A 15,173-nucleotide genomic window follows, 5' to 3' on the forward strand; every position below is an offset into this window, starting at 1 on the left:
TGATCAAATATCTTTATTAAAAGACCTGTTAAAAATATAAAATGCCCGATCAAAATATGAAAGTTAAAGTTTGGACAGAAGCTGTTATTATTCCAACCTATGAAGTTGGCCTGCCGGAAAAGAATCCGGTATTTATAGAAAAAAGAGTGTATCAGGGCAGTAGTGGAGCCGTTTATCCTTACCCTGTAATCGAGAAAATTGCCGATGAAAAAATAGATAAATCTTATCAGGCGGTTTACCTGGAAAATGATTTTGTGAAAATTATGATCCTGCCCGAATTAGGTGGAAGGGTACAAATGGCTTTTGATAAGACTAAAAACCGTCATTTTATCTACTATAACCAAGTGATTAAACCGGCTTTGGTGGGTTTAACCGGCCCTTGGATTTCGGGGGGTATCGAATTTAACTGGCCACAGCATCACCGTCCTTCAACCTTCGATCCGGTTGATTCCCTGTTTGAAGAAAATGAAGATGGAAGCGCAACCGTTTGGTGCAGCGAGGTAGAAAGGATGTTCCATACCAAAGGAACCATTGGTTTTACCCTTTATCCAGATAAAAACTATCTTGAAATTAAAGGTCAATTGTATAACAGAACACCTTTTCCTCAAACATTTTTATGGTGGGCAAATCCTGCTGTAAAGGTTAATGATGATTACCAGTCTGTTTTTCCACCTGATGTAAATGCGGTTTTCGATCATGGAAAACGCGATGTTTCTTCTTTCCCGATTGCGAAAGGAACTTATTACAAAGTAGATTATTCGCCAGGTACTGATATCTCGCGTTATAAAAATATCCCTGTTCCAACCTCTTATATGGCGGTTTCGTCTAAGTATAATTTTGTAGGCGGATATGAGAATGATAGTAAAGGCGGACTGCTTCACGTAGCCAATCACCATATTTCTCCGGGTAAAAAACAATGGACATGGGGTAACGGCGATTTCGGACAGGCCTGGGACCGTAACCTTACCGACGAGGATGGACCATACATTGAACTGATGTGCGGTGTTTATACCGATAACCAACCAGATTTTTCTTGGATTATGCCGGGCGAATACAAAGATTTTGTACAGTATTATATGCCATACCGCGATTTGGGCGTAGTTAAAAATGCCACCAAAAATGCCATGCTTAATATTGAACAGGTAAATGGAAAACTGACCGTTAAGGTATATACTACCGGACTATATCCCAATGCCAAAATTGTATTAAAAGATGGTGCTCGTGAGTTATTAAACGATCAATACGATGCAGCGCCAACGTTGTCTTATGAAAAAGAAATCGCTTTTGAAGGTAATCCTGAGCAATTGCAGATCAGTATAACCGATGAAAAAGGCAATGTTCTGGTGGATTGGAAATGGGAAGGTGAAAATGAAACCGATATCCCTGAAGCGGCAAAACCAGCAAAAGCACCTGCAGACATCGAAAACAATGAGCAGCTTTTCTTAACCGGATTGCATCTGGAGCAATACCGCCATGCCATTTACAACCCTTTTGATTATTATAACGAAGCGTTAAGAAGGGATGATGGCGATATCAGGAGTAATAATGCTGTTGGGCTTTTAAAGTTAAGAAGGGGCAAGTTCTCCGAGTCTGAAGCTTATTTTAAGAAAGCAATTAAAACCCTTACGGCACGCAACCCGAATCCTTACGATGGTGAACCTTATTTTAACCTGGGTTTATCGTTAAAGTTTCAGGATAAATTTGAGGAGGCTTACGATGCTTTTTATAAATCGATCTGGAATGCGGCATTGCAGAATCAGGGTTATTTCAATATCGCACAGCTTGATGTAATCAAAGGTGATTTAGAAAGTGCTTTAACGCATATTGAAAAAGCAATCTCTAAAAATACCCATGATGAAAAGGCCCTGCATTTACAGGCAGCGATTTTGCGCAAACTGGGCAAAACCAAAAAGGCGTTTGCAGCCATAGATGCCTGTTTGGTAAATGATCATTTTAATTTTGGGATTCGTTTTGAAAAATACCTTTTATCAGAAAATTCGGCGGATTTAACCGAAATGCAGGCATTAATTAGGAGTAATATTCACACTTACATGGAATATGCCCTTGATTATGCTGCAGCAGGCTTATATAATGAAGCTATTTTACTTTTAAGCACAGGTATCGAATCGCAGCAAGCTGTTTATCCGCTTGCATATTATTATCTGGCCTGGTTTTACAGTAAAAATGGCGACGAAGAACAGGCTAAAATTGCCCATAAAAAAGCTGGAGATGCAAATCCTGAGTATTGTTTCCCAAATCAGATCGAAGCCGTTTTGGCCTTAAATCACGCAATAGCACAAAATCCTAACGATGCCAAAGCGCCTTATTACCTGGGTAATTTCTGGTATGCCTTTAAACATTATGATGTGGCAATGGTTTGTTGGGAAAAATCGATTGCGATCGATCCTGCTTTCCCAACCGTTCAGCGTAACCTGGCTTTGGCTTACTATAATAAAACCGACAAGCAGGAACAGGCAGTTGCATTATTAGAAAAAGCATTTGAATTGGATAAAAGTGATGCCCGTATTTTAATGGAACTCGATCAGCTGTATAAAAGGGTAAATAAAGAGCTTGATTTCAGGTTTAATTTCCTGGAAGAAAATAAAAATCTGGTTGCCCAGCGCGATGACGTATACCTTGAATACGTTACCCTTTTAAATCTTGATGGTAAACACCAAAAAGCACTTGAATTATTAAGAAACAGGATTTTCCATCCATGGGAGGGCGGCGAAGGTAAAGTGGCCATTCAATATGTAACCGCTTTGGTAGAACTGGCAAAACAAGCCATTGCTGATGGAAATTATGAAACAGCAATCCAATATCTGGAAGATGCTCAGGAATATCCGCACAACCTCGCCGAAGGTAAATTGGCAGGTGCACAGGAAAATGATATTTTTTACTGGTTGGGTGTAGCTTTCGAAAAACTGAACGATACGAATCATGCAAACCAAAATTGGGAAAAAGCAGCTACTGGTTTAAGTGAGCCTGCTGCGGCTATTTTCTACAATGATCAGCAGCCCGATAAGATTTTTTACCAGGGCTTGGCACTACTTAAACTGAACAGGAAACCTGAAGCAGATTCACGTTTCGAAAAACTGATTAATTATGCAAAAACGCATATTAACGACCATGTTTCTATTGATTACTTTGCCGTTTCTTTGCCAGACTTAACCATTTGGGAAGATGATTTAGATAAACGCAATAAAATCCATTGTTTATACATGCAGGGTTTGGGTTATTTAGGGTTAAAACAAATGGATAAGGTTGCCGGATCATTTGATGAAGTATTGGCGATAGAAAAAGGACACCTTGGAGTGGTGATTCATCAACAGTTGTTGGAAGCGATAAATGTAAGCTAAATTCTATTGGTCGGTGTCTCACCTATCAGGAAGATAACTTTATTATGATCGTCATTGCGAGGAGGTACGACGAAGCAATCTTTCCTGCTAGGCGATCCTTGCTAGAAAGATTGCTTCGTCGGCTGAAAAAGCCTTCTCGCAATGACGATACTTTGAGGCGATTTACCTATATTATATCCTATCATTTACATTGATTTTTAAACAATAAATTATCCCTCTGGATGACACCTAAAGAAATAAATCCACAAAAAAAGCCTCCGATTGGAGGCTTTTTTTATGTTATGGTAAGATTTCCGAAGTCTCTTCGTTTTAAAAAGAATAAGTCAGTCCGCCGAAAATATTAAATCCATTTGCCTGATAGTACAGGTATTTGCTGTAATTGGTGTTTAAAATATTGTTCGCTTTTGCAAAAACAGAGAATTTGTTGTTAATCCTGTATTCTGCACCAACACCCAGGTCCACATATCCTTTAACCGTTTCAATTAATTCTATATTGGTGTTTGGAACTACATATTGTGAGGCAGGAACAGGAGCGCCCGTATACACTTTTGCTTTTACATCGTCCTGTATTACTACACTAGCGTTAAAGCTTAATTTTTTATTATAGGTATATAAAAAGTTCGAGCTTACTTTTAAACCTGGTTTAAACCATGAGTAAGTTTCAGCAGCAGGTTTCCAGTCATCAAGGTTTAATTTACCAGTCCATTTTAATGCATCGCTTACCTGTACTGAAATTTCTCCCTCTACACCAGTTAATTTGGTTTTACCGAAATCGTAAATCACATCAAATTTGTTAAAATCTGTAAAGTTATTTACGAATAGAGGCATATCATCAAACTGTTTGACATAGATACGAGCCTTGTAACCGAAACCCGGACCACCGGTACCTTTAATACCTGCGCTAAAACTTAATTTTTCAACTGTGTTTTTTACCACGGCATTGCTGTTTAACCAAGGGTTTTCATCCGTAAAGCCTTTTAACGAGTTTCTGTTTACATCACCTTTAACTTCTCCAAAAACCTGTAAATAATCAGGAATCAAAGTGAAATCGGCCGTAACCGCTGGGAATATTTTCGAACTGCTTACTGTACCAAACTGCTGTACAAAGTTAATTCCGGCTGTAATTTTAGCACCTTTAACCTGTAAACGGATATAAGGATTTAAACGCAACAGGTTATTACCAACACTGGTTAAGGCATCTTTGCTGTTGCCAAACTCAGTTGATGCGGCCAAACCCAGGTTTAACGAGTTAATGCGTTTGTTTACATAACCGTTTAAACTTAAGTAATTTTCTTTTGCGCTGAATTTATCGTTCCAAATGTAGCCGTTAGCCTTTAGAGCATAACTGAAAGCATTTTCATCTTCCGTAAAGTTTTTTACCAGTTCACCTTCCAGTTCGATAGTCGTTAATGCTTGTTTATCAGGGTTAAGATTTAGCGTAGGTCTGGCGTCATCTATCCCATAAAAATAGGTGCCATTACGTTCAAAATTAATCTTGCCGCTAACCGTGTTCTGATCCAAGATACTGCGACCAAAAACACTCAATTGCTGGTTGCTGCTATTCTGTTTATTCAGCTTACCTTCCTGACTGAAATGTTTAAAATATCCGCCAAGTTGTAAACCTTCGTCTTTTCCGGTGTTAAAATAAGCCTCACCTAAAAGTGTGGCCAGCGAACCGAAAGCACCTTTAACATAGTTATTAACCAATATACTTGCTTTTTCTTCGGCCAGGGCCTGTGCCTGTAACTTTTGGATATCGCTGTTCAGTTCTAGTTTTCTATCCAGAATGCTGTAGTTCAGTTTCGCTTTATAGGTTTTAACGTCATCCAAATTCGGACTCCTTCTCAGCTTTACCGCTTCAGCCAAAATTGGCTTATAAGGGCGTACTACTTCAATCTCTTCATTTACAACACCTTTTTCGTCGGCCTTTTTATCCTGCGCCTGAGCAGTCATTAATCCAGCAGCTAAAAAAAACAGTGAACTATATATATATTTAATCGATTTCATAATGCTACTTCTTCTGGTTTAGTTTTTCTAGTTTTTCTTTGGCTGTAGGGATAATATCATCCTTGCCTTCGTAATTATCAATTATACTTAGAAGTGTGCTTTTTGCCTGTAAATTATCTTTCAGGGCAACATAGTTGTCAGATAAAAGGATAAATGCCTTCGCTACCCAATAATCGTAAGCAGCCATGTTATTAATCAGGTCGAAACAGGTTTTTGATGAAGTTTTGAAATCACGTTTGTTGTATTCTAACAAGGCAAGGTTATACTTCGCTTCGGCAGCAGCAATGGTTTTTGTTTTGGCTACTACATTTTTAAACTCCTTTATGGCTGTAGTAGTGTCGCCTTTTAACAGGTATGCTTTACCTGAGAATAAACTCGAACTGTTTTTTTCTTCCTCTGATGCTTTTTCAGATTCTTTGGTCAGCTGGGCATATTTAAGCATGTCATCTGGCATGTTTAAGGCTGTGTAAGCCTTTAACAGGTTGTTGATGGCGAAACTATAATGCGATTTGTAATCGGTTGTGGTTTCTAATCTTTTTAAGTAAACGATTGCTTCGTTGTATTTCTTCTGGTTTAAGAACAAGGTTGATATACTCACTAACGATCGTTCAGTATAATCGCTCGTCCAATCGTTTAAGATAAATTCATAATCAGGAATGGCTTCATCCGGACGGCCTAATTTAACCAGCGACTCAGCCCTGATAAATTTGGCTTCTTTCTCGTGGATCGCTTTAGGGAATTTATCAAAATAAGCATTTACCGCCTGGAATGCACCGTTTGCATCACCTTTTAAATACGTATTATTGGCTGCGGCAAAAACGATATTGTCTTGTTCCGAACCAGAGTAATTTCCGAGCGGGGTAGTGGCTGCATAAGTGATAAAGCCATTTGCATCGCCACGATCTACATAAATGTTCTTGATTGATTCCATAGCCTGCTTAGCTTCATCTGCAGTAGGATAATCGCGGATTACTTTTTTGAAAGATTCTAAAGCGGCATCATCCTGATCTTGGTTGTATTGTACCAGGCCGATGGTAACTAAAGCTTTTGCCACATAACTGCTGCGTGGATATTTAGCTACCAAAGCCACAAGGTCTGATTTAGATTTATCAAAGTCGCCTTTATTGAAATAGGTATAAGCCGTTTCGAAACCTGCATCATCCGCATAGTTAGAATTTGGAAAAGCATTTAACAAACTTTGCATCGTGGCAATTTTTGCATCATACTGGTTTTCCAAGCCCTGGATCATTCCTTTCTGGAAAGTTGCGTAATCTTCAGAAGTAGTTTTACGGCTGATGATCTTATTATAATTCGCCATCGCATCGCCATAATTCTTATTTACGAAATAAGAATCGGCTAAACGGATGGTGGCATCGTCAATCGTTTTTTGATCTTTATCGTTACCTGCAAGAAATTTTTCGAAATAGTTGGCTGCTTTGCTGTATTTTTCATCTTCAAAAGCGGCATAAGCAAGTGCATAATTCGCGAAATTGTACACGCCTGTTTTATCGGCATCAGGCATTTTTAAGAATTTTTCGAAGGTGCTAACCGCTTCTCCGAACTTGCGTAGTTCGTACATCGATTCTGCTTTCCAATAAGTGTTTAAAGCATTAATCTCATTATCTTCTGCAAATTTTTCGGAACGTAAAAACATTGACAAAGCATTTGGGAACGCTCTTTCGTTGTAAAATTCCAACCCACGGAAATAAGTCACTTTCTGGTAAGCTTCTTTGGCCTCCAAAGTTTTATCAGGAATTGGTTCTAAAATATCTACGGCGGCCTGGTAGTTTTTGGTGGTTAATAAAACCTCACCTAATAAAGTTTTGGCTTCGTTTATTTTACGCGATTTAGGGAAGGTTTTTAAGAAACCTTGTGTAGCCTCCAAGGCCTGCTGGTGAAATTCGAGTTCGTAGCTTAATTTGGCGTAATTTAACCAGGCTTCTTCCTGGATTACCTTATCGAAACTTAAACGCGAAGCCCTGAAAAATGCACTCTGTGCTTTTTGTTTGTCGCCCAGCTGGATAAAGTCTTTACCAAGCGTAAGCATACCGTTTTGCAGGTAAATGTCGTCGTTGTTTAATTTCTCTAAAACGCTGATCGATTCTTTGTACTTTTTATTCTGAAATAAAGAGTAACCGTATTGGTAAATGAAGAGGTTGTTTTTGGTTTCGCTTTTGTCTTTAGCATAATATTCTGCAAAATACTTTTCAGCATTTTTGAATTCAGATTTCGCGAAGTAAGATGCTGCAACCAGGCTCAACATTTCTGGCTCGAATTGTTGTTTGGTTTTTTGCATGGCAGGCAAGGCATAGCTGATTACATCATCATAACGCTCATCTAAATAGTACATCGAAGTGATGTAATAAGGGTAACTTGCCTCATAAGTAGGAGAGCCTTTTAACTTTTCGAAGTTAGCCAGTGCCGTTTTGTACTCTTTGTTCAGGTAATTGATGTAAGCAAAATAATAAGTAGCACTTTCCTGAAAAGCACCTTCTTCTTTCTTTACTTTTTCGAATAAAGGTTCTGCTTTATCGTAGTCTTTTAACTCGAAATAGGCATATCCCTGTTTAAACTGGTATTCGTTACGTTGTTTGCCAGAAAGGGTAGAAGGATCTGTTTTTTCGAACCATTCTAACGCTTTTTTGTAGTTTTTCTGGTTGAAATAGGTTTTTCCAACATAGAAATATGCCAGTTTGGTGTTCGGGTTTAAAGGATAATCGCGGATAAATGCCTGAAATAAACTCTCGGCATCGCTGTTGGTCAACTCTAAGGCACAAACGGCGGCGTAGAATTTAGCGTTCTCTTTTAATAACGATAATTCGGCATTACTTTCTGTTTGGGTAGAAGGTTTATAACGTTGCAGCTCAACCAGTTTAAACTGTTGTGCGGCTGCAGTGTATTTCTCTTTGTCTAATAATTCTAAGCCCGTTTGATAGTTTTTGTTGAGGTTCTGCACTGCGCTAACTTGGGCGTAGGTGCTAAAACTTCCAGCTAAAAATAGCGGAATTAGTAAGTATTTTTTCTGCATTGGTTTCAAATATGGTTGGTACTAAATTATAAATAGTATCAAAGCTTATCAACATAAGTAATTAACATCTGTTAATAACACAAATTAACGATAGGATTTTTAGTTTGGTATTAAGGCGTGAACGAATGTGGAAAAGTAGGATGGTTCATTTGTTAAGTTGTCATTAGCACCGCCGCATCCGATAAGGGTTCATTGGTTCATTCGTCAATAGTTCATTGGTACCGCCGCATCCGTCATTGCGAGGCGGCTTTTCAGCCAACAAAGCAATCTAGTAGAAGGGTTAATTGGTCAATCATATAAACTGGTTAATTGCCATAGACTATTAGCAATGGACTATTTACCAATGCATTTCTAAAAAGACGCTGGACTTAGTCCTTTTGGCAAGATGCTAGATTATGGACTCTGCACTAATAAACCAATGACCAATGAACGATTGAACTAACCTACCCCTGACTTGCCAACAGATACAGCACCGCCATTCTCACCGCAACACCATTTTCTACCTGTTCTAAAATGATAGATTGTTTGCTGTCGGCCACGTCGCTGGTAATTTCCACGCCGCGGTTAATCGGGCCTGGGTGCATAACGATGATTTCTTTATCCAGGTTATCTAAGATCTGTTTGTTTAAGCCATACATCATGGCATATTCCCTTAGTGAGGGGAAATATTTAATGTCCTGGCGCTCCAGTTGGATGCGTAGCATGTTGGCTACATCACACCAGTTTAAGGCTTTGATGAGGTTATGTTCTACTTTTACACCCAGTTGGTGGATGTGTTTTGGAATCAAAGTTGTTGGTCCGCAAACCATTACCTCCGCACCTAAACGTTGTAAGCATAGGATATTGGAGATCGCTACACGCGAGTGCAGGATATCGCCAACGATTACCACTTTTTTGCCTGCCACATCGCCCAGTTTCTGGCGGATTGAGAAAGCATCAAGTAAAGCTTGTGTAGGGTGTTCGTGTGCACCATCACCTGCATTTACAATCTGCGCTTTTACATGTTTACTTAAAAACTGACCAGCACCAGCATAAGGGTGACGCATCACCACCATATCAACTTTCATCGACAGGATGTTGTTTACTGTATCAATCAGGGTTTCGCCTTTGCTTACCGAAGATGATGAAGCCGCAAAATTAACCACGTCTGCCGAAAGCCTTTTTTCAGCCAGTTCGAACGAAAGTTTGGTACGGGTAGAGTTTTCGAAGAAAATATTGGCAATGGTAATGTCGCGGAGCGAAGGCACCTTTTTGATTGGCCTGTTAATCACTTCCTTGAAATTATCTGCAGTTTCGAAAATCAATTCGATATCATTCCGGTTAATATCTTTAATGCCTAAAAGATGTCGGGTTGATAGTTGTTCTGCTGCCATTTTTATTTATTGTTTTCCGATATTAAAATCACTTTGTCTTCACTTCCTTCACTTGCCCAGGTTACTTTTACCTGTTGCGAGTTTAAACTATCTACCTGGTGGCCGATATAATCGGGTTCAATTGGTAAATGCCTGCTAAACCTGCGGTCTATTAAAACCAAAAGTTCCACTTTCTCTGGCCGGCCATACGCAAGCAAGGCATCAAGTGCTGCCCTGATGGTTCTGCCCGTCCAAAGTACATCATCAATTAAGATTACTTTTTTGCCTTCAATAATAAAATCAATCGAGTTGCTGCTGGCTGTAACCAATCCGTCCTTGCGGCGGAAATCGTCCCTGAAAAACGTAATATCAAGGTTTCCCTTTAATATTTTCTTGTTTTTTAGAATTTGTTCGAGTTCCTGGTGGATACGATCAGCCAAAAAAATACCCCTGGGCTGGATGCCAATTAAAACGGTATTCGCGAAATCGTCGTGGTTTTCAATTAATTGATGGCAGAGCCTCTTAATTGTAATCTGAATTTTTTGTCCGTCAAGAAGTGTTTTCTTTTGCATTGAAGAAGGATTGGGCAAATATATAAAAATGTTTTAAGGTAGGAAAGTTGAATGCGGAATGTTTTAGGTTTTGATTGCTAAAATGTTCTTTATCAAAATGTAAATGCGTAAAATAAATTTTTAGTTGAGCAGAAAGCTAAAGCAGAAAGACTATAGACGAAAGACCAAAGCTGAAAGACTAAAGCAGAAAGACCAGAGATAAAAGTTTAAGATTCACGTTGTTGCATATGCTGTTTAAGCTTTGTTCTTTTTGCATTGATTTTTCTTTCTGCTTTGGTTTTTCAGCTTAATTATGCTTTAAGCTCTGGTTTTACGGCTTTCAGTTTAAACCTTTCTGATCTAGTTCGATTAATTCTAAAAGTTTATCGTTAATTAATTTGGTAATGGTGTTTTTTCCATCGCCGATCAATTTTTCGTCGATTTTTTCAACCGCAAAGGCATTTTTTGTCGAGCTGCTGATAAAAGCTTCTTTGGCCTGGTAAACTTCATCTAAGGTGAAATCTCTTTCTATAAAGGTATAATTCGGGATGGTCAATCCTAAAATTTTCTTCCTGGTAATCCCATGCAAAACTTCATCTTTCGCGGTAATAATTTCGTCTCTGGTAACGATGAAAAAATTTGCCCTTGGGCATTCCCTCACTTTGCCATTATTATGGTAAAGCAGGTCGTCGGCATCGTTTTCCTTTACAAATTTCTGTAAACGGATGGCCTGTAAATAATCGATGGTTTTTACCTGCGGAATCTGCCGTTGGTGGTTATAACTCACTAGGGCAAGTGCTTTGCTGGTTTCACTTTCGATGATATTTAAAGGGGTTTGTATGATAATCAGGTTTGGTTTTACCATGGTGTATCCATCTTCAGAAAAACCACCGGTAAGGATGATTTTTATACCTGAATTAGGAATATTGTTTTTGGCGATCAGTTTTAAAATGGCTTCACGGAGCTGCTCAGGGTTAAGTGCAACTTCCAGGTGCATCTCTTTTGCCGAGTTATAGAAACGGTTAAAATAATCCTCAATAAAAATCGGCTTGTTATTGATCGTTTTCAGGAAGTCGAAAATTCCGTAACCCCTTTGGATAGACAGGTCAGCGACCGAGATATTGGCCTCTTCCTGTGAAAAAAGTTCATTATTGATCGAAATATACATCATCAGCTTTATAATAAAAGCTAATGTACAGGATTATCTTTTTTATAGCCAATAGATTGAGCTAATTTTTAATTGCTATCTTACTTCCATAAAATCTCAATAAGTTCGAATTTTTTCAAAGTGGTGTTAAATTGATATTTCAAAGTATTGCCCTTTAAACAGTCTGAATTTTCCTTTTTGGAGAAATAATCCGAAGATATTTCGATTAAATCTTTTCTTTCGAAATCATAAGAAAACGTAATTTCATTATCCTCCAGCGTTTTAGTACATTGTTCACCCTGTTTGTCAACTAACAGCTCCTGAAAATAATCGCCAAGAATATTTTTGATGCCGATCGGCTTAAGTGTATTTTGATCAAATTCGTAAACATTTAGGTCGTTTCCGTCACCCACCATATCATTGGTAATCACGATAAAATGATCATTCTCAATCTTATAAGCGGATATTGACCACGAGCCATCAACCACCTGTGTCCGAAAATAATAGGATTTTATAACTTTAATGTTATTATATAATTTTGTGGTGTCTATAAAGTAGTGATGCGCTTTTATAAAGTCAATAGTTTTGATCCGCTCGTCTTTTTTCCATTCCCAACTGCCCATGGCACTATCGGGTAAAAGTGGAATAATTTTCAGGATGTCTTTGTGCTGTTCAAAGTTGATCTTTATGGTATCCGCATACTGTTGAGGTTTTACTTTTGTCGAACCGATGTGCTTTACAGTTAAAGAATCACTTGGTAATACCTGTGGATTTTGCTTTTGTTTACAGGAAAAAAGGCAAATAATAATTAGTGGAATCAGGTTTGATAATTTGAACATGCATTTCGGTTTAGATACTCACAAGATACTTATTTTATTAAAATATACTACCTGTAAGCAGCTATTACACAACCGGTCATCAAGTTGAAATTAGGTTTTATCCTTAGTTTTGCTGGTCGTTTTTCTTTCTGCCCGGCGACCATAACCAAAGTGACAGCAACATTAAAGGAATACAGATACTTAGTGCAATGATAATCAGAATAGGTTTCTGCTTAACCATATCCGGCTCCGTTGAAAGGAAAACATATACCGCTTCTTTAATGGCAAATAAGGTAATAATGGTAGAAAGGACGGCAAATAGTTTACGCATGGATTTATTTTGAATGCAAAGATTGCATTTATTTTTAAAAGTAGGAAGAAAAGTCGTCATTGGGAGAAAGCTTTTTCAGTCAATAAATACCGTCATTTCGACCGGAGTGCAGCGAAGTGGAGAAATCTGCTGCAGACAACTCCACTCGCGATAGATCTCTCCGTTCCGCGATGCTTCAGTCGAGATGACGGCTTCTTAAAAAAGCCGGTTGGATTACTCCAAACCGGCCTCTGTTTAAACCAAATAAACAACAATTACTCTGCCATTTTTACTGGGGTTAAATCTTTTAGTTCTTCCTCGGTGAATAAGCGATAATGGATTTTAAATGTTTTTTGAAGCGGCGTTTCTAAAGAGAAGCCGCCCACACCAAATCCGTCAAGTACATCTAAAGTGAAATGCGAAAATTTCCAATACTCAAATAAATCCCTGTCTACCCAAAATTCGCAGCCTTCTACCTCACCTAAACAAACATCACGCATCCGCAGGTAATAACCGCCCTTTTCGAAGCATTGCGGTTGTGTGCCTTCGCAACAGCCTCCGGCCTGGTAGAACATGAGTTCTCCGTGTTTTTCTTTAAGTACCACAATCAGTTCCTTGGCTTTTTCTGTACTGTTTATTCGTTCTACCATATTGGTTTTTTTAGGTTTGAAATGTGGTTTTTAGAAAGATGTTGAGTAATGCCAGATTCCAAGTGCGGTCGTCTTTCCCGCGCAGGCGGGAATCTTAAAGCGTATTGCATTAGGATTCCCAATCAAGTTGGGAATGACGATATCCCTCAAACTGTCATCACAAATACAATGTTTTAGCTAAGACTGAATTTTCATAATGACAATTTTGTATTTATAACACAGCCCCTCATTCAAACTAAACTAAAAGAAACCCAATTTATTTTTATCGTAAGAAATCAGCATGTTTTTTGTCTGGCGGTAATGGCCCAGCATCATTTTATGGTTCTCTCTACCTACACCCGATTGTTTGTAACCGCCAAATGGTGCTCCTGCAGGGTAAGCATGGTATTGGTTAACCCAAACACGGCCCGCCTGGATGGCACGAGGTACCTGATAAAGCTCATGTGCGTCACGTGTCCATACACCAGCACCTAAGCCATACAAAGTATCATTTGCAATTTCGATCGCTTCTTCAACGGTTTTAAAGGTAGTAACAGCCAACACCGGACCAAAAATCTCTTCCTGGAAAATCCGCATTTTGTTATGGCCCTTAAAAATGGTTGGTTTAATGTAGTAACCGCCACCCAATTCGCCGGGTAATTCGTTCATTTCTCCGCCGGTTAACACTTCTGCACCTTCTTCTTTGCCTAATTTAATGTATTGGGCAATTTTTTCGTATTGAATTTTCGAGGCCTGCGCACCCATCATTACCGTTCTATCCAGCGGACTTCCAATTTTTATCGCTTCAGTTCTTTCGATCACTTTGGCGATAAATTTTTCATAAATATCTTCCTGGATTAGTAAACGTGATGGGCAGGTACAAATTTCGCCTTGATTTAAGGCAAACATTACCGCACCTTCTACTGCTTTATCTAAAAAGGCATCATCTTCGGCCATTACCGAACTAAAGAAAATATTAGGCGATTTTCCTCCTAACTCTAAGGTAACCGGGATGATATTTTCAGTTGCATATTGCATCACCAATCTTCCGGTAGGGGTTGAGCCTGTAAAGGCCGCTTTCGAAACTTTAGGATTGGTAACCAATGCACGGCCAAGTTCTGCACCAAAACCGTTAACCACATTTATCACTCCCGGAGGCAATAAATCGCCAATCAGTTCCATTAAAACCATAATCGAAATCGGGGTGCTTTCTGCTGGTTTTAACACTACGCAGTTTCCGGCAGCAAGGGCAGGGGCCAGTTTCCAGATACCCATTAACAAAGGGAAATTCCAGGGAATAATCTGCGCCACTACACCAATTGGCTCATGTACAATTAACGAAACGGTATTATGATCGAGTTCTGATAAAGAACCTTCTTCTGCACGGATTACACCTGCAAAATACCTGAAATGGTCTACACCCAGAGGTAAATCGGCGGCTAAGGTTTCTCTAACTGCTTTTCCATTATCAATGGTTTCAACGGTTGCCAGGTATTCCAGGTTATCTTCCATCCGTTGGGCAATTTTGTTCAAAATGATGCTTCTTTCGGTTGAAGAGGTTTTGCTCCAGGTTTTAAAAGCTTCGTGTGCGGCATCAACAGCTAAGGCCAAATCTTCTTTGGTTGAGTGTGCTGCTTTGGTAAATACCTTGCCATCAATCGGGGAGATGTTGTCGAAATAAGCGCCTTTAACCGGTGCTACAAATTTTCCCCCGATATAGTTATCGTAATGAGGTTTGAAAGATGGTTTCTCAATTAAATTTTCCATAATTATTATTGATGATTAAATTTTAAAAGCCACCATGAGCAGAATCTGAAATAAATCTGGTGGAATTGCTCATAATGATTTTTGCGGTTAAAAGATTTGGTTAATACAAACCTAATGGCAAAGCAATGAGGACAGGTAGTATAATCGGCTCAATTGGTAGCACTATTGTTTCAGTTGACGTAACGTAATTGAAACGGGATGATTT

The 15,173-nt window shown here is 38.9% G+C and carries 10 protein-coding genes; 1 reads left to right on the top strand and 9 read right to left on the bottom strand.

Going from position 1 to position 15,173, the window contains the following annotated elements; genetic code table 11:
• Nucleotides 1-41 precede the first annotated feature (41 nt).
• The gene (locus R2R28_RS00220) at nucleotides 42-3,359 is read left to right on the top strand and encodes a DUF5107 domain-containing protein (protein WP_316823690.1); all 3,318 of its coding nucleotides are present in this window, start codon (nucleotides 42-44) and stop codon (nucleotides 3,357-3,359) included.
• A gap of 309 nt (nucleotides 3,360-3,668) precedes the next feature.
• Here the strand turns inward: R2R28_RS00220 and R2R28_RS00225 are convergent, their stop codons facing one another.
• The 9 genes from R2R28_RS00225 to R2R28_RS00265 all read right to left on the bottom strand — a co-directional run bounded on the left by R2R28_RS00225 (nucleotide 3,669) and on the right by R2R28_RS00265 (nucleotide 14,968).
• A complete protein-coding gene (locus tag R2R28_RS00225) occupies nucleotides 3,669-5,366 on the bottom strand; it encodes a hypothetical protein (RefSeq protein ID WP_316823691.1) in 1,698 nt (565 codons plus the stop codon).
• A gap of 4 nt (nucleotides 5,367-5,370) precedes the next feature.
• A complete protein-coding gene (locus tag R2R28_RS00230) occupies nucleotides 5,371-8,394 on the bottom strand; it encodes a tetratricopeptide repeat protein (protein WP_316823692.1) in 3,024 nt (1,007 codons plus the stop codon).
• Nucleotides 8,395-8,837: 443 nt separating this feature from the next.
• On the bottom strand, nucleotides 8,838-9,767 hold the full coding sequence (locus R2R28_RS00235; protein WP_316823693.1) for an aspartate carbamoyltransferase catalytic subunit: 930 nt from the start codon (nucleotides 9,765-9,767) through the stop codon (nucleotides 8,838-8,840).
• Nucleotides 9,768-9,769: 2 nt separating this feature from the next.
• Nucleotides 9,770-10,318, bottom strand: coding sequence for a bifunctional pyr operon transcriptional regulator/uracil phosphoribosyltransferase PyrR (pyrR, locus tag R2R28_RS00240; RefSeq protein WP_025144664.1), 549 nt, complete (start codon nucleotides 10,316-10,318; stop codon nucleotides 9,770-9,772).
• Nucleotides 10,319-10,637: 319 nt separating this feature from the next.
• Nucleotides 10,638-11,468, bottom strand: coding sequence for an aminotransferase class IV (locus R2R28_RS00245; RefSeq protein WP_316823694.1), 831 nt, complete (start codon nucleotides 11,466-11,468; stop codon nucleotides 10,638-10,640).
• A gap of 77 nt (nucleotides 11,469-11,545) precedes the next feature.
• The gene (locus R2R28_RS00250; protein ID WP_316823695.1) at nucleotides 11,546-12,283 is read right to left on the bottom strand and encodes a hypothetical protein; all 738 of its coding nucleotides are present in this window, start codon (nucleotides 12,281-12,283) and stop codon (nucleotides 11,546-11,548) included.
• 103 nt (nucleotides 12,284-12,386) lie between these two features.
• On the bottom strand, nucleotides 12,387-12,593 hold the full coding sequence (locus R2R28_RS00255) for a hypothetical protein (protein WP_316823696.1): 207 nt from the start codon (nucleotides 12,591-12,593) through the stop codon (nucleotides 12,387-12,389).
• A 254-nt stretch (nucleotides 12,594-12,847) separates the two neighbouring features.
• Entirely contained in the window at nucleotides 12,848-13,222 is a 375-nt protein-coding gene (locus tag R2R28_RS00260; RefSeq protein WP_316823697.1) for a DUF779 domain-containing protein, read from the bottom strand.
• A 240-nt stretch (nucleotides 13,223-13,462) separates the two neighbouring features.
• Complete coding sequence (locus tag R2R28_RS00265; protein WP_316823698.1) at nucleotides 13,463-14,968, bottom strand: aldehyde dehydrogenase family protein; 1,506 nt, start codon at nucleotides 14,966-14,968, stop codon at nucleotides 13,463-13,465.
• Nucleotides 14,969-15,173: the final 205 nt, after the last annotated feature.

It is taken from the genome of Pedobacter miscanthi, from assembly GCF_032678605.1.
Taxonomy (GTDB): Bacteria; Bacteroidota; Bacteroidia; order Sphingobacteriales; family Sphingobacteriaceae; genus Pedobacter; species Pedobacter miscanthi_A.